Below are 21,178 nucleotides of genomic sequence, written 5' to 3' on the forward strand. Positions count from 1 at the left end.
TCGCGCCGTCACTTTTTGCGTCACGGCATACAACGGCCCACGCCGATGCGCCTCTCCGCCGAAATGCAAAGACGCTCAATCGCCATGATCCCGGCTATAGCCATTGCGTGCGGGCGAGGTCCAACCCTCAGGCGGTGCCTTTGGCCGATAGACCTCGACGAGCAAGGGGTGGCAGGACGCCGCGTCGCTGGAGTGCTCGGTGCTGCAATCACCGCCGGGGCAGGCGGACAATGAGCCCAGAAGATCGATTTCGGCAAAAAATTCAAGAAAGTCACCCGGTCTTACGGGACTTGCCTTCATGAAATACTGCCCCGTGTCGCGCGTGAAGCCGGTACACATGAAGACGTTGAGCACGTCATGCACTGCAGGTTCGGCCTCTTCGCGAGGGCGGCTCAGATGACGGGCGAGGGCCCGTGTCAGGTTCGAGTGGCAGCAGTAATGGTAGTCATGACCGGAGAGGAGCCGGTGCGTGTAGGGATCGCACCGCGTGCCGATCACGTCATGCACGGAGCCGCCCCACTCGTCGAAGCCATACCAGTCCAGTGTGTCCTGTGTAATCGTCGCCATCGGCCGAAGGTATGGCAGGGACGACCACAGCCGGTCCCCGGTGGACAGGTGCGTGCCTTGCAAAGCCCTCGTCTTGCCGGAGAAGAAGCGCTCATCGAGATCATTGGCCGCCCAGAGATTCAGGTCTCCAACTTGAGGGCCTTCGATAGAGACGATGCGAAAAAAGCAGCCTGCGGGAACCTCGAAGCATCGTGCATCACGTGGCGGCACGACCACCTCATCCACCTTCCGCCAGCCCTCCCGGGCAGCGCGGTACGCCGCGAGATCGGGCGGAGCCAAACTGTCCGTAGGATAGCAGATGACAGGCGCAACCTTCCTGCGCACCTCTGCATCGAGCGGCTCCGGCAGCTCACCCTTTTCACGTTTCATGCGGCTCTCCAGCAATCCATCGCCTGCCACTTTACAGAGGATCGGACGGCGGTGGCTAGCGGGCGGCCCCATCAGGGAAAAGAGAACGCTGGAGTTGGCGGAAATAGGACAATGCGTTCGAACACCTGCTGACCGTCGCTTCCTGACCTGAGGGCCACGGGGGATAAAGGGGACAACACCTTACCGTCATTCCGGCCGCGAAAACGGAGCCCGGAACCTATCGCAGGATCGAGCGGGAAGCTTTGCGCTGTATTCTGACACCGCTGCGTTTATGGGTTCGGGGCCCGACCCCAAGGGCCGTCCCGGAATGACACCCTGGAGAACGACACGAAAAAGGTCCGGCCATGCGTTCTCCCAGATAGGCCTATTGCGGGACAACAGGCGGGATGTACGGCAACGTCCGGGCGAAGAACCACAGCAGGAAAAGCACGACAGGAAGATGGACGAGGAGCTGCATGAAGGTGAAGCCGACGATGTCGCGCGCTTTGATGCCGAGCACGCCGAGCAGCGGCAACATCCAGAACGGATTGATCAGATTAGGCAGCGCCTCGGCGGCATTATAGACCTGAACCGCCCAGCCCAGATGCACTTTAAGATCGTTCGCCGCCTGCATGACGTAAGGTGCCTCGAGCAGCCACTTGCCGCCGCCCGACGGAATGAAGAAGCCTAGCACCGCCGAGTAGACGCCCATCGCCAGCGGAAAGGTGTCGTGGGTGGTCAGACTGACAAAGAGGTGGGCAATCTGGTCCGACACCGTCGTTCCACTCGCGTTCTTCGCGGTGGTCAGGATCGAGGCGATGGCGCCGTAGAGGGGGAATTGGATCAGCACGCCCGTGGTGGCCGGCACCGCCTTGCTGACCGCAATCAGGAAGCGCTTTGGCCGCCAATGGAGGAGCATGCCCAGCATCAGGAACAGGAAGTTATAGGTATTCAGGTTCGAGATCGCGATGATCGCGCTCTGGCGCGCGAACTCCTGGATGAGCCAGCCGACCGCCAATGCCACCAAAAGGATGCTGAGAAGCGGATAATGCTCAAGCCACTCCCCGGGCTGCTGCGGTGGCGGGACCACCTGCTCCGCTTTGGTCATCTCAACGCCCATGTCGTGAGCGGTCACCGCGCTGGTATCAGAGGGCGCCGACCAGATCGCGATGACGATCGAAATCGCGATCAGCACACCAGCAATCACCATCGATTGCCACAAGAAAATTGTCTCAGTGAACGGGATAACCCCCGTGATCGGGAGGAGCGCCTTCGGCAGGCTGGCTGCATTGGCCTGCAGCTGTGCGGCAGACGAACTCAACCCCAGCGCCCAGGTGGCACCAAGGCCGAGATAAGCCGCCGCCCCAGCCGCCCGGTAGTCCATGCGGATGTCGGTGCGCTCCGCGAGAGCCCGGGCCAGCAGACCGCCGAAAATCAGGCTCAAGCCCCAATTGAACAGCGAAGCGATCATGCTCACCGCCGCAACGAAACCGACAGCGCCCCGCCCGGTTCGCGGGACTTGCGCAAGCCGAAGGATCAGGCGCTGGGCCAGAGGTGAGGTTGCGACGACATAGCCGCCGACAGCGACGAAGACCATTTGCATGGTGAACGTGATCAGGCTCCAGAAGCCATCCCCGAAAGACTTCGTGACGGCTTGGACGGGAGCTCCGTTGAGAAGAGCCACGCCTGCAACAACGACGACCGCGATGGCGACAAACACGAAAGCATCAGGGAACCAACGCTCCGCCCACGCGGTAAACCGCAATGCGACGCGGGCCAGTGAGCCCTCCTCACCATCGTCCGCGATACTCTTCCGAGGAGCGGCGTGCTGATCAGTGGTCACGCCGCTCTCGCGGGTCGAGACGCCTTCCTCGCTCGCTAGGGCAGCCGCTCCAGGCTCGAATGCTTTCGCGGTGGACGTTTCGTTTCCAGCGGCATCGCTATCAGGCTTGGTCGTGCTCATGGCTACATACCCTCTCGACCGCGAAACGGTGAGATCTGCCGATGGAACTCTCCGTGGAGATAACCTGCAGTCTGAGCCCAAGTTGCATCGGCGTTGCTCAAGCCCGAGACACAAAGGTCTGAATCGTCTGAATCAGGTCAAGATCGCAAGAGCCAATCGTTCGAGCGTCTACTGACCTCCCTTTCCCGACCTGACTCCACCGGGAATGGCACCCCGTGCGGCCGCCCCTTTCCCCATCCTTGCCGTCATGGCCGGACTTGTTCCGGCCACCCACGCCTTAAGCATCAAGGCGGGCAGACGTGGATCCCCGGGACGAGACCGGGGACGACCGGATTGAAAAGGGCAAGAGTACGAATCGAGGATAAGAATGTTCTCTTTTTGTTCTTGACAATTGTCCCAACCCTGGCTATCTCTCCTCCCGTCCCGGCCCACCGAGGGGCGCGCTCGCGAGGCGTCGTGATTGTGGGGTCGGGCACGGTCCCGCGAGTGGGGGTACGCAACCCCATTCGGCGGGAGGCCCAGGCTGTGCCGAGGGCTCAGGTTGGTCCGGGGCCGCCCGTCTCTCGCAGACGGTGTCCGCCACGGGCAGCTGTTGGAGCCAACGCCGCCTGTCCGCCTAAAAGAACCGTGCGCGAGGTGCCAGCCGGCTCTCACCTCTCATTGCCATCATCGAGCCGGACCGCACGTCGCGCCACCCTCGATCGCTTTTCAAGGCTTGGGGCTTTTTCAGCCCCGAGCCCGCACCCGCTTGCTCTTTGAAAACCAGCGAAAACCAGCACCCGCAAGGCCATGTTCAGGCGCGCGCCTCCTCCCTCTCCCGGGGGAGAGGGTTGGGGTGAGGGGTTGCGCCCTCTTGCGGATAAGGCGCAGCCCTCACCCTCGCTTCGCTCGACCTCTCCCCACGGGAGAGGTGATGACGGCGCACAGCCCCGGACTGGACACCCTCCCCCGTCACTCCGGGGCCGCGTCAGCGGAGCCCGGAGCCCATAACCGCCACGGCAGCCGAACAAGGCGGAATGCTCGCGCTTCATCCTGATCCGCTTGCGGTTATGAGTTCGGGGTCCGGCCCGGTGGCAGTCCCGGAATGACGCGCTCGGATGTCATCCCCGGCTGGAGTGAAGCGGAATGGAAGGGGATCCACCTCCGGACGCTACGCTCCCCCTGCGGCGTGCCGGGATGACAAACCGTTCTGAGCCGTTGACGGCGTCGTAACTTCGGATCATTCTACCATGGATCGCAAGGAGGCTTTCCGAACGATCTTAGGGAGAGTCTTCCCCGGCGTGGAAGACCGTTCATGAACTCGCCCAACCGGACCACACATATCCGCCTCACCTCGCACCCGGAGCCGAATGCGGCCACGGTTCGCCGCCCCATCAAATGGGGAGTGAGCGACCCTAAGGAGCGCGGGCCGGTCATCGGTTCCATCACCAATCCATCCGACCGCAATGTCATCGGGGCCCATGGCGGCTCCTATTCGCTCTACCGCGCGCTTGCCATCTCCGCCCGCGCCCTCAACCCGATGGCGCGGCCCGATCTGCACAACACGCACCCAACGGCCGAGATCGGCCCGCATCCGCAATGGTTCGAGCCCGGCCGGATCGTGTCGCTCGATCCGTGGGGCCATATGGTCGGGCAGATCTACCGGGATGACATCGCAAGCGACGTCGATATTAGGCCGACCATCGCCATCACCAAAGCGCGGTTGAACATGCCGGAAATCCTGTCCGCCATGGGGGCGAAGCGCCTCAAGGCGGATGGCGGCGTGTTGCGCGCTTCCGGCGACATTTCCGTCACCAAGGTCGCTGTCGATCCGGTGTGGTATCTGCCCGGCATCGCGGAGCGGTTCGGATGCGCCGAGGGCGAATTGCGCCGGACCCTGTTCGAGCAAACCGGCGGCATGTTCCCGGAACTCGTGACCCGGCCCGACATGAGCGTGTTTCTGCCGCCCATCGGCAACATCACGGTCTATGTCATCGGCGAGGTGGCCAAGCTCAGCCATCCGAAGACGCGGATCGCCTGCCGCGTGCACGACGAATGCAATGGCTCCGACGTGTTCGGCTCGGATATCTGCACCTGCCGCCCCTATCTCGTGCACGGCATCGAGGAATGCGTGCGCGAGGCGCAAAGTGGCGGTGTCGGAATCATCGCCTATAACCGGAAAGAGGGCCGCGCGCTCGGCGAGGTCACCAAGTTCCTCGTCTACAATGCCCGCAAGCGGCAGGAAGGCGGCGACAAGGCCTCGACGTATTTCGAGCGCACGGAATGCGTCGCGGGCGTTCAGGACGCGCGCTTCCAGCAGCTCATGCCCGACGTGTTGAACTGGCTCGGCATCCGTCGCATCGACCGGCTCATGTCCATGTCGAACATGAAATACGACGCCATTACCGCCTCAGGCATCGAAGTGGTGGAGCGGGTGCCGATCCCGGCAGAGCTGGTGCCGCCTGACGCGCAGGTGGAGCTGGAGGCCAAGAAAGCCGCCGGTTACTACACGCCGGAGGGAGCCCCCGATGCGTCCGACCTCGAAAAGATCAAAGGTCGCGATCTCGAGCGGTTTTAAACCGGTTTCGTCCTTGCCCGGATCGTGCATTTAACCTTCTCCGCAACCGGTTCTCTTAAGAGACAGGAGACAAGCCGGGACTTGTGGTATCGCTGTTCCATTGAAGAGCCTCGGAGTACGGCGTGACGGACCAGTTGAACCTTCCTTCGGACACCGAAGCAGCCCGAAGCCTCCTATCCGCCACGGCAGTGCGCGAGCGTTCCCACCAGATCCTCCGGCATGGCGTCGAGGGCCGCCTTCCGCATTTTGCGGTCCATCTCGACCGGCTCGAGGCTTGCGCGGACGAGGTCGTGGCGACCATCCGCGAAGCCTATCCGTCCCTCGACATTCCCTTCCATGCCCGCTGGCGTCATTTCTCCGTCGGCGGCTATGACCGCTGGGGCGCGGTGATGCATGGTGCTCCGTGGTCGAATGCGGGCGAAATGGCCCGTGCTGCCTTCGATCTCGCCATCGTCTCGGTTCTGCTCGATGCGGGGGCCGGTCCGCAATGGCGTTACGAGGAAGGCCGGACGGCCGAGACCTATGCCCGCTCGGAGGGACTGGCGGTCGCGAGCTTCGACATGTTCATCGGCGGCGCGTTCTCGAGCCGACCCGAGGACCCGTTCAGGGTCGATGCGGACGTGCTTTTAAGCCTGAGGCCGGAAGACCTGGCAGAAGGTTTCCAGGCCTCGGCGGACAACCCTCTCGTGGGCCTCGAAGGCCGCGCCGCCCTTCTCAACCGCCTCGGCCGGGCGGTCGCGACCAATCCCGATATTTTCGGCCAGCACGACGATCCGCGCCCCGGCGGGCTGTTCGACGTCATCGCCGCGACGGCCGATGGCGAGACGATCAAGGCCACCGCGATTCTCGAGGCATTGCTCACCTATCTCGGTTCGATCTGGCCGGGCCGCACCACGCTCGGCGGCGTCGATCTCGGCGACACCTGGCGGCATCCGCTGGTCGATGCGCCGGATGTCACGAAGGGCCTGATCCCCTTCCACAAGCTGTCCCAGTGGCTCTCCTACTCGCTGATCGAGCCGCTGGAATGGGCGGGCTACACGGTCGTGGATGTGGACGGCCTGACGGGCCTGCCCGAATACCGCAATGGCGGCCTGTTTCTCGATGCGGGTGTCCTGTCCTTGAAGGATCCCACAGAGGCAAGCCGCGCTCATCCGGTGGATTCCACCCTCGTCGTGGAATGGCGGGCCTTGACCGTGGCGCTTCTTGACCGCATTGCCGATCCGATCCGCGCGAAGCTCGGATTGAAGGCGGAGGATTTCCCCCTCGCCAAGGTGCTCGAAGGCGGCACCTGGGCGACGGGGCGCAGACTGGCCAAGGCGCGGCGCGGCGATGGATCCCCTCCTCTGACGATCATCAGCGACGGGACGGTGTTTTAAATGAACCAGCACAAGACGATTGAAGGGCGAAAAAGCATGCAGGGCGTTACCGTGGTCGACCATCCGCTGGTTCAGCACAAGCTGACTTTGATGCGGGAGAAAGAGCGCTCCACGAAGGGTTTCCGCCAGCTCCTCAACGAGATCGGCATGCTCCTCTGCTATGAGGTCACCCGCGACCTGCCGATGGAGCGCGTCAAGATCGAGACGCCGATGACCACGACGGAAGGCGCGCAGATCGCCGGCAAGAAGCTCGTTTTCGCCCCGATCCTGCGCGCGGGCGTTGGCTTCCTCGACGGCATGTTGACCCTCGTTCCGGCGGCGCGTGTGGCCCATATCGGCCTCTATCGCGACCCGGAATCGCTCCAGGCCGTGGAATACTATTTCAAGGCCCCGTCCGATCTCGCCGATCGCATGGTTCTCGTACTCGATCCCATGCTCGCCACAGCCAATTCGGCCGTGGCCGCCATCGACCGGCTGAAAGAGCGCGGAGCGAAGGATCTGCGTTTCGTCTGCCTGCTCGCCGCGCCGGAAGGCATCGAGAGAATGCGCAGCGCGCATCCCGACGTGCCGATCTGGACCGCCGCCATCGACGACCATCTCAACGATCACGGCTATATCGTGCCGGGCCTCGGCGATGCGGGCGACCGCATGTATGGAACGCGCTGAAGGCCTCTTCGGTTAAGTCCTCGCCCCTCGAACCCGCGGATCTTCTGCTGTGCGCTTCATCGTCGCCGATTGGGGAACGACCCACTTTCGCGGCTATCTGATCGAGAACGAGACCGTTCTCGATCGGGTCTCTTCGCCGGAGGGCGTCTCGGCCCTCAAGCCGGGGCAGCACCGCAAGGTGTTCATGCGCCAATGCGGACGCTGGCTCGATGCGGAGCCCAAGGCTCCCGTGCTCCTGGTCGGGATGGTCGGGAGCCGCGAGGGTTGGGTCGTCGCGCCCTACGCCTCCTGCCCGGCGGGCCCCGCCGAGATCGCCAAGGCCATGGTCCCCGTCGATCTCGATCACGGACGTCAAGGCTACATCATCCCCGGCCTGTTCTGCGAGCCCGCGCCGGGCGCGTCCGATGTGATGCGCGGCGAGGAAACGCTCGTTCTCGGCTCCGGCGTCGAGAATGGCTTGGTCTGTTCCCCCGGCACCCATCCCAAATGGATCGCCATGCGGGACGGGCGGATCGAACGCTTCGCCACTTACATGACCGGCGAGATGTACGCTCTCTTACGCGAGCATTCGATGATCGGCCGCCCGGCGACGGAACCCGAAGACCCGCGCGGGTTCGATCTCGGCTTGGAAGCCGCCAGCCGCAATAGCGGCGGGGCGGATGGCGAGCGAGTGGGCTTGCTTCATCTTCTCTTCGGCGCACGGGCCGCCGTCGTGTCCGGGCGGATGGAGACGGGTTTGCTTGCGCCCTATCTTTCGGGCCTCCTCACCGGCGATGAAATCAACGGGGCCCTGTCACAGTTCGGACGCCCTTCCCTGGTAACCATACTGGCAGATCAGCCGCGCGCGGATCTCTATCGTCATGCGCTCGCTCGCCATGGGATCGAAACCGCCGTCAAAGCCCCGCAAGAGGCCCTGATCGCCGGTCTGGCATGGATTGTCCGACACCACCCGGCCGGTTGAAGCCTCGCCAAAAGGGATCATAATCCGATCTGACCCGCGCCCGACAGTCAGCCTTCGTTCATATCCGATCCTCAAGATCCCGCCCTACTCACACCTCCACTTCCGGATGGACCATGTTCCCTAAGCCTCAAGTCGCTCTCGTCCCGAACACCTATGAGTATGAATCCTTCCCGCTCGTGAAGCCGACCGGCTTTCGCGAATACGACGCCCGCTGGCTGTTCGAAAAAGAGATCAACCTCATGGGCGTGCAGGCCCTGGGGATGGGCATTGGCACCCTCATTCATGAGATGGGCGTGCGGCCGGATCTGGTGACGGGACATGATTTCCGCGGCTATTCCTCGTCCATCAAGTACGCCCTGATCTCGGGCATGATGGCCGCCGGCCTGCGGGTCAAGGACATCGGCCTCGCGCTCTCGCCCATGGCCTATTTCGGCCAGTTCGAGCTCGATTGCCCGGCGGTCGCAATGGTCACCGCTTCCCACAATGACAATGGCTGGACCGGCGTGAAGATGGGCGCGAACCGCCCCCTCACCTTCGGCCCCGAAGAAATGGGACGGTTGAAGGACATCGTCATGAACGCGGCGTTCACGCTGCGTGAAGGCGGCTCGTATCAGTTCGTCGAAGACTTCCGGGACCGTTACATCACTGACCTCACCAACCGGCCGAAACTGAAGCGCAAGCTGAAGGTCGTGGCGGCCTGCGGCAACGGCACGGCAGGTGCGTTCGCGCCGCAGGTGCTCGAAATGATCGGCTGCGAGGTGATCCCGCTCGATACGAATCTCGACCACACCTTCCCGCGCTACAATCCAAACCCGGAAGACATGAAGATGCTTCATGCCATTGCGGACAAGGTGCGCGAGACGGGTGCCGATGTCGGTCTCGGCTTCGACGGTGACGGCGACCGCTGCGGTGTGGTCGACAACAACGGCGATGAAATCTTCGCCGACAAGATCGGTGTCATGCTGGCGCGCGATCTGTCGAAATTGCACCCGAACGCAACCTTCGTCGTCGACGTGAAATCGACCGGCGTGTTCGCGACCGACCCCGAGCTTCGGGCGCAAGGCGCGAAGACCGATTACTGGAAGACCGGCCATTCCTACATCAAGCGCCGCGTCAACGAACTCTCGGCCCTCGCGGGCTTTGAGAAGTCGGGCCACTTCTTCTTCAACAAGCCTGTCGGACGCGGCTATGACGACGGCGTTCTGACCGCCATTGCCGTGTGCGAGATGCTCGATCGCAACCCCGGCAAGTCCATGGCCGATCTCTATAGCGCCGTGCCGAAAACCTGGGGCTCGCCCACCATGGCGGCGAAATGCGCCGACGAGGTGAAGTACGAGGTCGTCGATCGCGTCGTAAAGCGCTTCACCGGATTGAAAGGCGAGAAGGTCGGCGGACACGCCATCACCGATCTCATTACCGTCAACGGTGTGCGCGTCGTGACGGACGACGGCACCTGGGGCCTGGTGCGGGCCTCCTCCAACAAGCCGGAGATCGTGGTCGTCGTCGAAAGCCCCGTTTCGGAAGCGCGCATGCGGGAGATGTTCAAGGCGGTCGATGCGGTTCTTCACGAAAACCCGGAAGTCGGCGCCTACAACCAGACGATCTGATCCTTTCACGTCCGGCAGGAACCATCCTGCCGGACTTTTTCTTTTCGCTTCACCGAGATTCCCCGATGCCCCACTCCCTGCTTGCCTTCCCCCATGAATCCTCGCTGCCGATCTGGCTGGTGAACGACGCCACCTGGCCCGGCATTCTCGAAAAGTTTCCCGAGATCACACGAGCTTTCGCGAAGGCGCAGGGCTTCGAAGCCAAGGTCGGAACTCACTGCCTCCTGCCGGATACGGACGGGAACATTCTGGGTGTCGCGTTCGGCCTCGACGGCAAGGATGCCAAGCGCATCGACCCCTTCCTGCCCGCAAAACTCGTGACCTTGCTCCCGGATGGCGTCTATCGGTTCGAGACGCAAGCGCCGAACCCGACCCTGGCGACGCTCGCCTGGATTCTCGGCGCCTATTCGTTCGATCGCTATCGCAAGCGCCCCACCAAATCCGTTCGCCTCGTGCCGCCGGAAGGCGTCAACGTGGACGAGGTTTCGCGCATCGCCGATGCAATCACGACGAGCCGCGATCTTATCAACACGCCCACCAGCGATCTTGGCCCCGATGGCATCGAGGCGGCCGCGCGTAAATTGGCGGAGAAGCACGGCGCGGCGTTCACCACCATCGTCGGCGACGATCTGCTGAAGCAAAATTTCCCGATGATTCATGCGGTCGGGCGCGCTTCGGCGACGCCTCCGCGTCTCATCGACTTCGCCTGGGGCAAGGAAGGCGCGCCGCGCGTCACCCTCGTCGGCAAGGGTGTCGCTTTCGACACGGGCGGCCTCGACATCAAGCCTGCCGCCTCCATGCTAATGATGCGCAAGGATATGGGCGGCTCGGCGGCGACACTGGCGCTCGCCGACATGATCATGGGCGCGAACCTGCCCGTGCGCCTGCGCGTGCTCATCCCTGCCGTCGAAAACTCGATCTCCGCCAACGCCTTCCGCCCCGGCGACATCTTGCAGAGCCGCAAGGGCATCACGGTCGAGATCGGCAACACGGACGCCGAAGGCCGGCTGATCCTCGGCGATGCGTTGGCGCTCGCGGATGAAGAGAATCCCGACCTGATCGTCGATTTCGCGACCCTGACGGGTGCTGCCCGCGTGGCGCTCGGCCCCGAGCTTCCGGCGTTCTTCACGGATGACGACGCACTCGCCTTGGAAATCTCGCGTTTTGGCGACAAGGAAAACGATCCCGTCTGGCGCATGCCGCTCTGGCAATCCTATGCCGCCCAGCTCGATTCCAAATTCGCCGACATCAACAACACGGGCGGCCCGATGGCCGGCTCGGTCACGGCAGCACTGTTCCTGAGCCGCTTCGTGACGGCAGCGAAGGCCCATGTCCACTTCGACATCTTCGCATGGAATAACGCCACCAAGCCCGGCCGTCCGGAAGGCGCGGAAGTGCAGGCGGCGCGGCTGATGTATGCGCTCATCAAAGATCGATACGCTTCCTAAAGCATAGCCGCAGACAGGGATTGCGCCGTTCGTTTTGTGGTCGAATACTACGGCTCCGAAACGAACGGTGCGGCCATGCCTGTCGAGTTACGCGCTTCCCAATCCCTCAAGCTCTGGCACGACGTGCATCTCGACCTCGTGCATCAGGGCGGCGATCTCTCCTCGCGCCAGATCGCCATTCTGCTGACGATCTATCTTGAGCCGCCGCCGCACACTGTGCGCGGCCTCGCCAGGAAGCTGAACGTCACCAAGCCCGTCATCACCCGGGCCCTCGACACCATGGGCAAGCTCGATCTCGTCACCCGCCGCCGGGATGAACTGGATCGTCGCAATGTCATCATTCAGCGCACGGTCGCTGGCGCGTTGGCTGTCGAGCGGCTAGGAGATATCATCACCGCCCGCGCCAAGGAGCTGCCCCTATGAACTTCGACCGCCGTATCACGCCCTTCCGTGCCGATCTGGCCGACGAGCGCTTACGCGGGCAGGTCGAGGCGGAGCGCTTCGCGACCGGCACGAAGAAGCGCGTCGTCGCATCCTTCGCCTCTCTTCACCGCCACCCGTCCCGCGAAGCGCCCGTCGACACCCAGGCGATTCGGGGGGAAAGCGTAACCGTCTACGACGAACATGAAGGCTGGGCCTGGGTTCAACTGCACGAGGACGGCTATGTCGGCTATCTACAGAGCGCAGCGCTGGGGGAGCCGGGGCCGGAGCCGACGCACAAGGTCGGCACGCTCCGGACCTTCATCTATCCCGGCCCGAACCTGAAACTGCCGAATGAGGGCATTTTCACTCTCAACTCGATGCTCGCGATCACCGGCATTGAGGGCGAGTACGCGCGCCTAGCCACCGGCGGTTATGTTTTTGCTGCGCACCTGACCGGCCTCGATTCATTCGAGACGGATTATGTCAGCGTGGCCGAACGGCTTGAGCACACTCCCTATCTTTGGGGCGGCAAGACCAGCGTCGGGCTCGACTGTTCCGGCCTCGCGCAGACGTGTCTGACCGCTGCTGGCATCAAGGCTCCGCGCGACAGCGACATGCAGGAACAACGGCTCGGAAGCTCGGTCGAGGTGAAGCCCGATCTCAGCGGCTTGCAGCGCGGAGACCTCGTGTTCTGGAAGGGCCATGTCGGCTTGATGATGGACGAAACCCGCCTCATCCATGCGACCGGCCACACCATGACCGTCTATGTCGAACCCCTCGCCGTCGCGGAAAAGCGCATCCGCGAAACGAGCTACGGCGCGATCAGCGCGATCAAGCGGCTGCGATAGAGCCGGCCACCGGCGTCGCATCCATTATGGCCGGGCTTGTCCCGGCCATTCACGTCTTTCACGCTGCGCGGAACGAAGGCGTGGACGCCCACGACAAGCGCGGGCATGACGTTGAGTTTCTAATAACCCCGAGCCCGATCCACCACATTCTGGAACGGTTCTCCAGCCTCATGCCGGCGGATCTGCTGCGCGATGTAGCGCGCCGTCATTTCGGCATCACTCGTCGCCGAATTGTGCGGGGTGACACTCACGCGCGGATGCGTCCAGAGCTTCGACTCCTGCGGCAGCGGCTCGACTTCGAACACGTCGAGGGTTGCAGCCTTCAACGTGCCATCATCGAGACAGGCGAGAATATCAGCCTCCACCTGCGATCCGCCCCGCCCGGCATTGATGAGAATGGGTCCACCGAGGCGTCCGTCACGCGCGATTTTCTTGAACAAGTCGCGATTGAGGATGCCGCGCGTCTCTCGGGTGAGCGGCAGGAGACTGACGAGAATGTCCGTGCGCGCGAGGAACCGCTCAAGCCCAGCCTCGCCGGAGAAGATTTCAAAACCCTCAATGGCTTTCGGCGTGCGGCTCCAGCCCGCAACATCGAAGCCCATGACCTTGAGCTTGCGCGCAGCATCTTGGCCTAACGCGCCAAAGCCCATCACGCCGACGCGCACTTGGGCGGCAATCGGCGGTGCGCGGTCGGGCTCCCAACGTTTCGCGCGCTGGTCCGCATCGAACCGGCGCTGATCGCGCAGATGCATGAGGCTGTGCATCACCACATATTCGCTCATTCGGTGCGTGAGATCGTCCTGCGACACGCGCACGATCGGCACATCAGGCAGGCCGGGATAACCCATCAGATGATCGACACCCGCGCCAAGCGAAAAGATCGCTTCGAGCGCCGGCAGATCGGAAAGGCTGCCGGGCTTCGGCCCCCAGGTCGCAACGTAGCGAACGCTTGCTCTGTCGAAATCCTCACCCAGAACGACAATGTCGAGACCGGGGAGATGCATCTTGAAACGCTCGACCCAGGCTGCCGGATCCCAAGTCAGCGCAACGAGCAGGGTCACGAGGTCGCTCCAATGCGTTCGAGGATCAACGGTCCGGATTTGGCAGCACCCTCTCCAACCGCATAAGCGGCGCGAACAGCGCGGGCGGCGGCCTCGGCCGCAGCCTCGGTGCGGGCGTGCACGATAGCGAGCGGACGATTAGCGTCAACGGTCGCGCCAATGCCGGCGAGCTCGGTCAAGCCGACCGCGTGATCAATCGGGTCCTGCGGCCGGGTGCGGCCGCCACCCAACGCCACGACTGCGACGCCAACATCACGGGTCGCGATTTTTTGCACGATGCCGGAACGCTCCGCGTGAATGGAACGGATGACTGGCGCGGCTTCGAGATGCTTTTCCGGACGTTCCAAGAGATCGCCAGGGCCACCGAGCGCGACGACCATGCGTTGGAAAATCTCAGCGGCTTTACCCGAAGCGATGGCCTCCTCGATCTTCTTACGCGCTTCGACGATGTCGCTCGCAAGCTTGCCAAGCACGAGCATCTCGGCACTGAGTTCCACCGTCACACGATGGAAACGCTCTTCACGGCGACGACCCGTCAGGTAGTCGGCGGTGTAGGCAACCTCGACCGCATTGCCGGCGGCAGAAGCGAGTGGCTCGTTCATGTCGGTGAGCAGCGCGCTCGTGGGCAATCCGGCGCGGTTCGCGACCAGCACGAGGCTCTCCGCCAACGCGCGCGCATCGGCGGCATTGTCCATGAAGGCACCCGAGCCGAACTTCACGTCCATCACGAGCCCCTGTAGCCCGGCGGCGAGTTTTTTAGACAGGATCGACGCAGTGATAAGATCGATCGATTCCACCGTCGCGGTCACATCGCGGATGGCGTAGAGGCGCTTATCCGCCGGCGCGAGATCCGCCGTCTGGCCAATGATGGCGCAGCCGATGTCGTGCGTCACAAGCCGGAATGTGTCGATATCGGGCTGGGACACATAGCCCGGAATGGAATCGAGCTTGTCGAGCGTTCCACCCGTATGGCCGAGGCCGCGTCCGGAGATCATCGGCACATAGCCGCCACATGCGGCAACAGCCGGCGCGAGCGCGAGGCTCACCGTATCGCCGACCCCACCGCTCGAATGCTTGTCGAGGACCGGGCCGGGCAGGTCCCACTTCAACACTTCGCCCGAGCGCACCATCGCCTGCGTCAACGCCACGCGCTCGGCGACAGACAGCCCACGGAAGAACACCGCCATGGCGAAGGACGCCGCTTGTCCTTCTGATACGCGCCCGGTCGTCAGGCCTTCGATGAAATCCTGAATCAGTTCGGCTTCGAGCGCACCGCCGTCACGTTTGCGGCGAATGATTTCCTGCGGAAGAAGAGTCATGTCAGTAGGTCCCGGCGGTGGCTGTGTTGGCCCGCCCTTCGATGGCCGCGATCAGCGCGTCGTAGAGGCTGCTCGCGCCAATGCGGAAAGTCTTCGGTGTCGCCCAGTCGGTACCCATGATGCGGTCCGCGAGGTCGAGATAAATTGCAGCTTCCCCAACGGTAAAGATGCCGCCGGACGGCTTCAACCCGACGGGACGACCGGAAAGCTTGATGGCGTTTAGCATGATTTCCGCAGCTTCCGGTGTGGCGGAAACCGGCGTCTTGCCCGTCGAGGTCTTGATGAAATCGGCACCCGCCTCGATGGCGATACGGCTCGCGGTCGAGATGAGCGACGGATCGACGAGTTCGCCCGTTTCCAGAATGACTTTCAACACGCCCCCTTGGTCGACGACATCACGCACCGCCTCGACCATCTCGGACGCGACGCGCAGATCACCGCGACGCACGGCCTGGTAAGGCAGCACGAGGTCGATCTCGTTCGCGCCGTCGGCAAGCGCTTCATGCGTGTCGTCCACAACGCGGCCGACATCCTCACCGCCAGCGGGAAAATTGACGACGGTCGCGATCCGCACGGAAGAGCCTCGCAAGGCGTCGCGCGAGCGCCCGACATATTGCGGCCACACGCAGACGGCAGCGACCGGCCCATGCCGGGTCTGCGCCTTGGTGCAAAGCGTATCGATAGCGTGATCGGTGCAGTTATCGTTAAGGTCTGTCAGATCGAGACTGCGCAGAGCGCGCAGAGCGATTTCGACATCAGACATCAGGGCAACTCCGCGACGAATGAGCGAACGAGTCGCTTGAACTTCTCCGAAGCCTCGGCGGCCGTATCCTTCGTCTCCTGATGCGAGGGCGAGGCCCCCTCGATCCCGGCGGCGAGATTGGTGACGAGGGAGATCGCCGCGACCTTGAGGCCATAATAGCGCGCCAGGATGACCTCGGGCACTGTAGACATGCCGACAAGATCGCCGCCGAGAATTTGCGTCATGCGGATTTCAGCCGGCGTCTCGAAGCTCGGCCCCGAGAGCCACGCATAGACGCCTTCGGGCAGATCGATGCCGGCCTTCCTCGCAGCCGCTTGTAGCGTCCTCCGCAGGCCTTCGTCATAAGCGCCCGTGAGCGAGACGAAGCGTCCTTCCGTGTGATCCCGCAAGAGCGGGTTGGCGCCGGACAGGTTGAGGTGGTCGTTGATGGCGACGAGGCTTCCGGGACGAATTCCGGCGCGCACGGAACCCGCGGCATTGGTCAGAACCAACGTCGGAACGCCAAGCTCCCGCACTAGCGCCACGGGCAGGCGCATCGCACCCGCATCCCCCGTCTCGTAGTAATGCGCGCGGCCTTGGAAGAGCAGCACACGCTTGCCTTCGAGCATGCCCGCGACGAGACGGCCCGCGTGACCGGAGACGCCGCTCTTGGGGAAATGCGGAATATCCGCATAAGGCAGGCTGACTACGTTGGTAACGTCATCGACCAAGGTGCCGAGCCCGGTGCCCAGCACGAAAGCAGCGTCGAACCGGCCATCAAATCCATGGGTCCGCACAAACTCGGCTGCTTCCTGAACGTTCTGTTGCATCATCATCTCTTGGAGCACGATTGGATCATGCTCTTCCTTCTTTTTTATGTCGCGGGTTCTATTGAGAAGCCCTATCGGGCACCGAGGTTGTGCGGCCCGAACGAGAAGGGCAGCAACTCGTCGAGCGTGAAGCTTTTCCGGATTCCCTCCGGCCCCGCCACGTGGATCGCCGTATCGGGCGCGGCGAATTCACGGATACGCTGGCGGCAACCGCCGCAGGGCGTCACGAGGCTGTCGCCCTCGCCCATCACGACGATCGCAGCGATGCGGCTTTCACCGGAGGCCACCATCGCAGAAATAGCGCCGCCTTCCGCACAACTGCCAACGGGATAGGCCGCGTTTTCGACATTGCAGCCCGCAAAGATCTTGCCGTCCGGCGTCATGATGGCGGCGCCGACCTTGAACCGGGAATAGGGCGCATAAGCCTTCGCCTGTACCGCCCGGGCTGCATGGAACAGCGTGTCGAGAGGCGCCATGTCACCGCTCCTTCACGTAAGGAACGCCGGCCGCACGCGGCGGGATCGCCTTGCCGATCACGCCGGCAAGGAGGATGACGGTCAAGAGGTACGGCAAGGCCTGGATCGCCTGTACCGGCACCTCGCCTATACCCGGCAGCGAAATACCCTGCAGACGGATGGCGGCTGCGTCCAACACGCCGAAGAGGAAGCAGGTGCCCAAAGCGGGCCACGCGCGCCATTTGGCGAAAATCAGAGCCGCAAGCGCAATGAAGCCCTTGCCCGCTGTCATGTTGGGAAGAAAACCTGCCGACTGGCCGACCGAGAGATAGGCGCCGCCAAGGCCACAAAGGGCACCGCAGATCATCACAGCCACGTAGCGCAACCCAGTGACCGAGATACCAGCCGTATCCACAGCGGCCGGGTTCTCGCCGACGGCACGAAGGCGAAGGCCGAAGCGGGTCTTGCCGAGCACGAACCACGTCACCGGGACGGCCAGCAGCGCGAAAATGACCGGCGCGGAATGGCCGAGAAACACATCTCCAAATCGCGCCGCACCCTCGAGCGGCGGCGTGCGGCCGCCCTGCGCGTACCACGCATTTCCGACGATGGCGGTCAGGCCTGCGGCGAGCATGTTGATGGCTACGCCCGACACGATCTGGTTGCCGCGCTGGCTGATGGATGCAAAGCCGTGAATGAGCGCGAAAGCGACAGACGCACCGATGCCCGCGATGAGCCCAATCCAGGCCGAGCCGAAAGCATGTGCGGCCGCCGCCGCCGCAAAGGCAGCGACCAGCATTTTGCCCTCAAGGCCGATATCGACGACGCCGGAGCGCTCGGACCAGAGGCCAGCGAGACAGGCAGCGAGAAGCGGTATCGACAATCGCAGCGAGGAATCGAAGACAGTGACGAAGAAGCCGAGATCCATGATGATTTAAGCCCTCGCCTGTCTCATCGCCGGCATCAGCGCGCGCGCGACGAGGCGGCGGAACAACCCTTCGAGAGCGCCCGCGAAGAGAATGATGATGCCGCCGATGACGACCACCATGTCGCGGGTGATCGCGGGCTGCTCGAAGGCCAGCTCCGCGCCGCCTTGATAGAGGATGCCGAACAGGAGCGACGCGAGAATGATGCCCAGCGGATGCGCCCGCCCCATCAACGCGACCGCAATGCCGACGAAGCCGTAGCCGGACGTGAATTCGAGCAGAAGGCGATGCTGGTACCCCATCAGCTCATTGACGGCGAGGCCGCCGGCGAGCGCGCCCGACAGAACCATCGCGATGACCGTAATGCGCGCGGGCGAAATGCCCGCATAGACGGCCGCCGTCGGATTAAAGCCGACGGTGCGGATCGCGTAGCCGAGACGCGAGCGATAGATCAGGAGCCAGATGGCGTAGGCTGCGGCCAGCGCCAGCACGAAGGTCAGGTTGAGTTGCGACGGCGCGATCTCGACGCCGAATGCGGCGAAGACTTCATGCATGAACGGGATCTGCGACTGCGCCGGGAACGCCTTCGTCTCCGGATTCATGTTGGTCGGCTCACGCAGGACGTTGACCAGCAGATAGACGATCAACACGCTCGCGAGCCAATTGAACATGATCGTGGTGATCACGATGTGACTGCCACGCTTGGCCTGCAAGTAGCCCGGAATCGCGCCCCACAGCGCGCCGAAAGCGGCCGCGCCGAGAATGCCGACCGGTATGAGCAGGAAGCCCGGCAGGAAGCTCAGATTAAGAAGAACGAGCGCGGCTCCAAGACCGCCCAATGTCGCCTGCCCCTCGGCGCCGATATTGAACAGGCCCGCATGATAAGCCACCGCCACCGCAAGGCCAGTGAAGATGAAATTGGTGGTGTAGAACAGCGTGAAGCCGAGCCCTTCGCCCGTACCCACACTGCCCTCCAGCAAAAGACGCGTCGCGGTGAGGGGGTTCTCGCCGATGCCGACCACGACCATGCCGGCCACGAAAAACGCGGCCACCACGGAGACGGCAGGCACGAGGACCGTATCGGCCCATTTGGGAAGATCGATGGGAGCGCTCACGACTGATGATCCGGCAAGAACATGTGGCCCTCTTCGTCGAGAGGAAAGAAAGGATTCCAGGCCACTTCCCACAGGTGGCCATCCGGATCGGCGAAATAGCCTGAATAGCCACCCCAGAAGACGTCCTGCAGCGGCTTGAGGAGACGTCCGCCCGCGGCCAGCGCCAGGGCAAAAACCTCATCGGCCTCGGCTTTCGAACGCGCATTGTAGGCGAGCGTCACGGCGGAGAAGCCTGTCGGCTTGTCCTCGACATGCGCGTCTTCGGCGAGGTCCGCGCGTCCGAAGAGCCCGAGGGCCAAGCCGTTCGCCTGGAAGAAAGTGACACTGGGCTGACTGGCGGCCGAGGCCTTCCAGCCCCAGGCCTCATAAAAGGCCGTCGCCCTGGCGACATCCGCAACGCCGAGCGTCACAAGGGTCAAACGCGGTTGCATCACGCTGCCTGCTCCGTGACTCCGGCCATGAGAAGGCCGAGATCCTGCTCGTTTGTCTCGTTCGCCTTGCGCTCGCCGGTGATCTGGCCGCCGCACATGGTGAGAATGCGATCCGAGAGATTCATGATCTCGTCGAGTTCGACCGATACAAGAAGAATTCCGACACCCGCGTCGCGCAGCGCAATGAGGCGGCGGTGGATGAACTCGATCGCGCCGATATCGACGCCGCGCGTCGGCTGACCGACGAGAAGCACCTTCGGATTGCGCTCTATTTCGCGCGCCAGAACGATCTTCTGCTGATTGCCGCCGGAGAATTTCGAGGATTTCAAACGCGGCGCGCGCGGGCGCACATCGTAAGCTTCCATCTTCGCCGTAAGATCCGCGATCATGCGGTCATGGTCGAGGAACGGCCCCGCCCCTAGGCGCGGATCGTCAGTGAAGCCAAGCACCGCGCTCTCGAAGGCTGGAAACGCCGACACGAGCCCCATGCGCAGACGGTCTTCAGGAACATGCAGCAAGCCGAGCTTACGCATGCCGTGCGGATTGTGCTGATCGAAGCGGACTTCGCACCCCTCGAATTTGATCGTGCCGAGAACCGGCTGGCGCATACCCGCGAGCGCCTCGAGCAATTCGCTCTGGCCGTTGCCGGCGACACCGGCGATGCCGACGATCTCGCCGGCGCACACGTTCAGCGAAGCATTCGCGACCCTGAGCACGCCCCGGCTGTCGATGACGGACAGGTTTTGGACCTCCAGAAGCGGCGCGCCGGGCTCGCGCTCGGCCTTCTCGACCCGCAGAAGCACCCGGCGACCGACCATCAGCTCCGCAAGCTCCGGCGGCGACGTGTGCTTGGTCTCGACGGTAGCGACCATCTCGCCACGGCGCATGACCGAAACGCGATCCGTCACCGCCATGATCTCGCGCAGCTTGTGAGTGATGAGAACAACCGTCTTGCCTTGCGCCCTCAATGCCCGAAGCAATTCGAACAACGCATCGGCTTCGGCGGGCGTCAGCACCGCGGTTGGCTCGTCCAGGATGAGAATATCGGCCCCGCGATAGAGGGCCTTCAGAATTTCGACGCGCTGCTGGAGACCAACGGATAGATCGCCGACGATGGCGTCGGGGGCGATCTCAAGACCGTAATCACTCGACAGGCGCGCAAGTTCGGCGCGCACCTTCGCCTCGCCGCCGCGAAGCATGACGCCGCCCTCTGCGCCGAGCATCACATTCTCGACGACGGTCAGGGTCTCCACCAGCATGAAGTGCTGGTGGACCATGCCGATGCCGACAGAGATGGCATCGTTGGGGGAGCGGATCGAAACCGGCTTACCATTGACGCGGATTTCGCCGGAATCGGCTTCATAGAAACCGTAGAGGATCGACATCAGCGTCGACTTGCCTGCGCCGTTTTCACCGACGATCCCGTGGATCGTTCCGCGCTCGACCGTGAGGTTCACGTCCTTGTTGGCGTGAACCTCACCGAAGCGCTTGTTGATGGCGTGCAGTTGAATGGCGGGAAGCATGAGCAAACTCAC

The 21,178-nt window shown here is 63.3% G+C and carries 20 protein-coding genes; 8 read left to right on the plus strand and 12 right to left on the minus strand.

What is annotated here, in order from left to right; translation table 11 throughout:
- Positions 1–75: 75 nt before the first annotated feature.
- Together I2H38_RS09940 and I2H38_RS09945 are read right to left on the minus strand one after the other, a co-directional pair.
- Positions 76–936: an urea carboxylase-associated family protein gene (locus tag I2H38_RS09940; RefSeq protein WP_196271701.1), complete on the minus strand. Its 861-nt coding sequence runs from the start codon at positions 934–936 to the stop codon at positions 76–78.
- Positions 937–1,300: 364 nt separating this feature from the next.
- Positions 1,301–2,878, minus strand: a complete 1,578-nt coding sequence (locus I2H38_RS09945; RefSeq protein WP_196271702.1) for a short-chain fatty acid transporter — start codon at positions 2,876–2,878, stop codon at positions 1,301–1,303.
- A 1,294-nt stretch (positions 2,879–4,172) separates the two neighbouring features.
- On the opposite strand from I2H38_RS09945, the gene I2H38_RS09950 reads away from it, so the two are divergent.
- The 8 genes from I2H38_RS09950 (at position 4,173) to I2H38_RS09985 (ending at position 12,764) form a co-directional block, all read left to right on the plus strand.
- Positions 4,173–5,435 (plus strand): GTP cyclohydrolase II, encoded by a 1,263-nt coding sequence (locus I2H38_RS09950; protein ID WP_196271703.1) that lies wholly within the window; start codon positions 4,173–4,175, stop codon positions 5,433–5,435.
- Between the two features lie 122 nt (positions 5,436–5,557).
- Complete coding sequence (locus I2H38_RS09955) at positions 5,558–6,811, plus strand: URC4/urg3 family protein (RefSeq protein WP_196271704.1); 1,254 nt, start codon at positions 5,558–5,560, stop codon at positions 6,809–6,811.
- A 36-nt stretch (positions 6,812–6,847) separates the two neighbouring features.
- Positions 6,848–7,477 (plus strand): uracil phosphoribosyltransferase, encoded by a 630-nt coding sequence (gene upp / locus I2H38_RS09960; RefSeq protein ID WP_196271932.1) that lies wholly within the window; start codon positions 6,848–6,850, stop codon positions 7,475–7,477.
- Between the two features lie 49 nt (positions 7,478–7,526).
- A complete protein-coding gene (locus tag I2H38_RS09965; RefSeq protein ID WP_196271705.1) occupies positions 7,527–8,438 on the plus strand; it encodes a 2-dehydro-3-deoxygalactonokinase in 912 nt (303 codons plus the stop codon).
- Positions 8,439–8,551: 113 nt separating this feature from the next.
- Positions 8,552–10,045: a phosphomannomutase/phosphoglucomutase gene (locus I2H38_RS09970; RefSeq protein WP_196271706.1), complete on the plus strand. Its 1,494-nt coding sequence runs from the start codon at positions 8,552–8,554 to the stop codon at positions 10,043–10,045.
- A 65-nt stretch (positions 10,046–10,110) separates the two neighbouring features.
- Positions 10,111–11,493 carry a leucyl aminopeptidase family protein gene (locus I2H38_RS09975; protein ID WP_196271707.1) on the plus strand — a complete coding sequence of 461 codons (1,383 nt, stop codon included), beginning with the start codon at positions 10,111–10,113 and terminating at the stop codon, positions 11,491–11,493.
- Positions 11,494–11,568: 75 nt separating this feature from the next.
- Entirely contained in the window at positions 11,569–11,916 is a 348-nt protein-coding gene (locus I2H38_RS09980) for a MarR family transcriptional regulator (protein WP_196271708.1), read from the plus strand.
- Positions 11,913–12,764: a C40 family peptidase gene (locus tag I2H38_RS09985; RefSeq protein WP_196271709.1), complete on the plus strand. Its 852-nt coding sequence runs from the start codon at positions 11,913–11,915 to the stop codon at positions 12,762–12,764. Before I2H38_RS09980 ends, I2H38_RS09985 begins: the two co-directional genes overlap by 4 nt.
- On the opposite strand, the gene I2H38_RS09990 is transcribed toward I2H38_RS09985, so the two are convergent.
- The 10 genes from I2H38_RS09990 to I2H38_RS10035 all read right to left on the minus strand — a co-directional run bounded on the left by I2H38_RS09990 (position 12,728) and on the right by I2H38_RS10035 (position 21,166).
- On the minus strand, positions 12,728–12,871 hold the full coding sequence (locus I2H38_RS09990; protein ID WP_196271710.1) for a hypothetical protein: 144 nt from the start codon (positions 12,869–12,871) through the stop codon (positions 12,728–12,730). The genes I2H38_RS09985 and I2H38_RS09990 overlap by 37 nt on opposite strands.
- Before the next feature lie 12 nt (positions 12,872–12,883).
- Positions 12,884–13,825, minus strand: a complete 942-nt coding sequence (locus I2H38_RS09995) for a 2-hydroxyacid dehydrogenase (RefSeq protein ID WP_324617374.1) — start codon at positions 13,823–13,825, stop codon at positions 12,884–12,886.
- Positions 13,822–15,144 (minus strand): thymidine phosphorylase, encoded by a 1,323-nt coding sequence (deoA, locus tag I2H38_RS10000; RefSeq protein WP_196271711.1) that lies wholly within the window; start codon positions 15,142–15,144, stop codon positions 13,822–13,824. The genes I2H38_RS09995 and deoA overlap by 4 nt, the downstream gene beginning before the upstream one ends.
- Position 15,145: 1 nt before the next feature.
- On the minus strand, positions 15,146–15,907 hold the full coding sequence (deoC, locus tag I2H38_RS10005) for a deoxyribose-phosphate aldolase (RefSeq protein WP_196271712.1): 762 nt from the start codon (positions 15,905–15,907) through the stop codon (positions 15,146–15,148).
- Positions 15,907–16,722 carry a purine-nucleoside phosphorylase gene (locus tag I2H38_RS10010; RefSeq protein ID WP_196271934.1) on the minus strand — a complete coding sequence of 272 codons (816 nt, stop codon included), beginning with the start codon at positions 16,720–16,722 and terminating at the stop codon, positions 15,907–15,909. Before I2H38_RS10010 ends, deoC begins: the two co-directional genes overlap by 1 nt.
- A 65-nt stretch (positions 16,723–16,787) precedes the next feature.
- Entirely contained in the window at positions 16,788–17,192 is a 405-nt protein-coding gene (locus tag I2H38_RS10015; RefSeq protein ID WP_196271713.1) for a cytidine deaminase, read from the minus strand.
- A gap of 1 nt (position 17,193) precedes the next feature.
- The gene (locus tag I2H38_RS10020; protein WP_196271714.1) at positions 17,194–18,099 is read right to left on the minus strand and encodes an ABC transporter permease; all 906 of its coding nucleotides are present in this window, start codon (positions 18,097–18,099) and stop codon (positions 17,194–17,196) included.
- 6 nt (positions 18,100–18,105) lie between these two features.
- Complete coding sequence (locus I2H38_RS10025; protein WP_196271715.1) at positions 18,106–19,212, minus strand: ABC transporter permease; 1,107 nt, start codon at positions 19,210–19,212, stop codon at positions 18,106–18,108.
- Complete coding sequence (locus I2H38_RS10030) at positions 19,209–19,643, minus strand: VOC family protein (protein ID WP_196271935.1); 435 nt, start codon at positions 19,641–19,643, stop codon at positions 19,209–19,211. Before I2H38_RS10030 ends, I2H38_RS10025 begins: the two co-directional genes overlap by 4 nt.
- Positions 19,643–21,166 (minus strand): ABC transporter ATP-binding protein, encoded by a 1,524-nt coding sequence (locus tag I2H38_RS10035; protein ID WP_196271716.1) that lies wholly within the window; start codon positions 21,164–21,166, stop codon positions 19,643–19,645. Before I2H38_RS10035 ends, I2H38_RS10030 begins: the two co-directional genes overlap by 1 nt.
- Positions 21,167–21,178: the final 12 nt, after the last annotated feature.

The sequence above is a fragment of the Microvirga alba genome, from assembly GCF_015694465.1.
In the GTDB taxonomy this organism is placed as follows: domain Bacteria; phylum Pseudomonadota; class Alphaproteobacteria; order Rhizobiales; family Beijerinckiaceae; genus Microvirga; species Microvirga alba.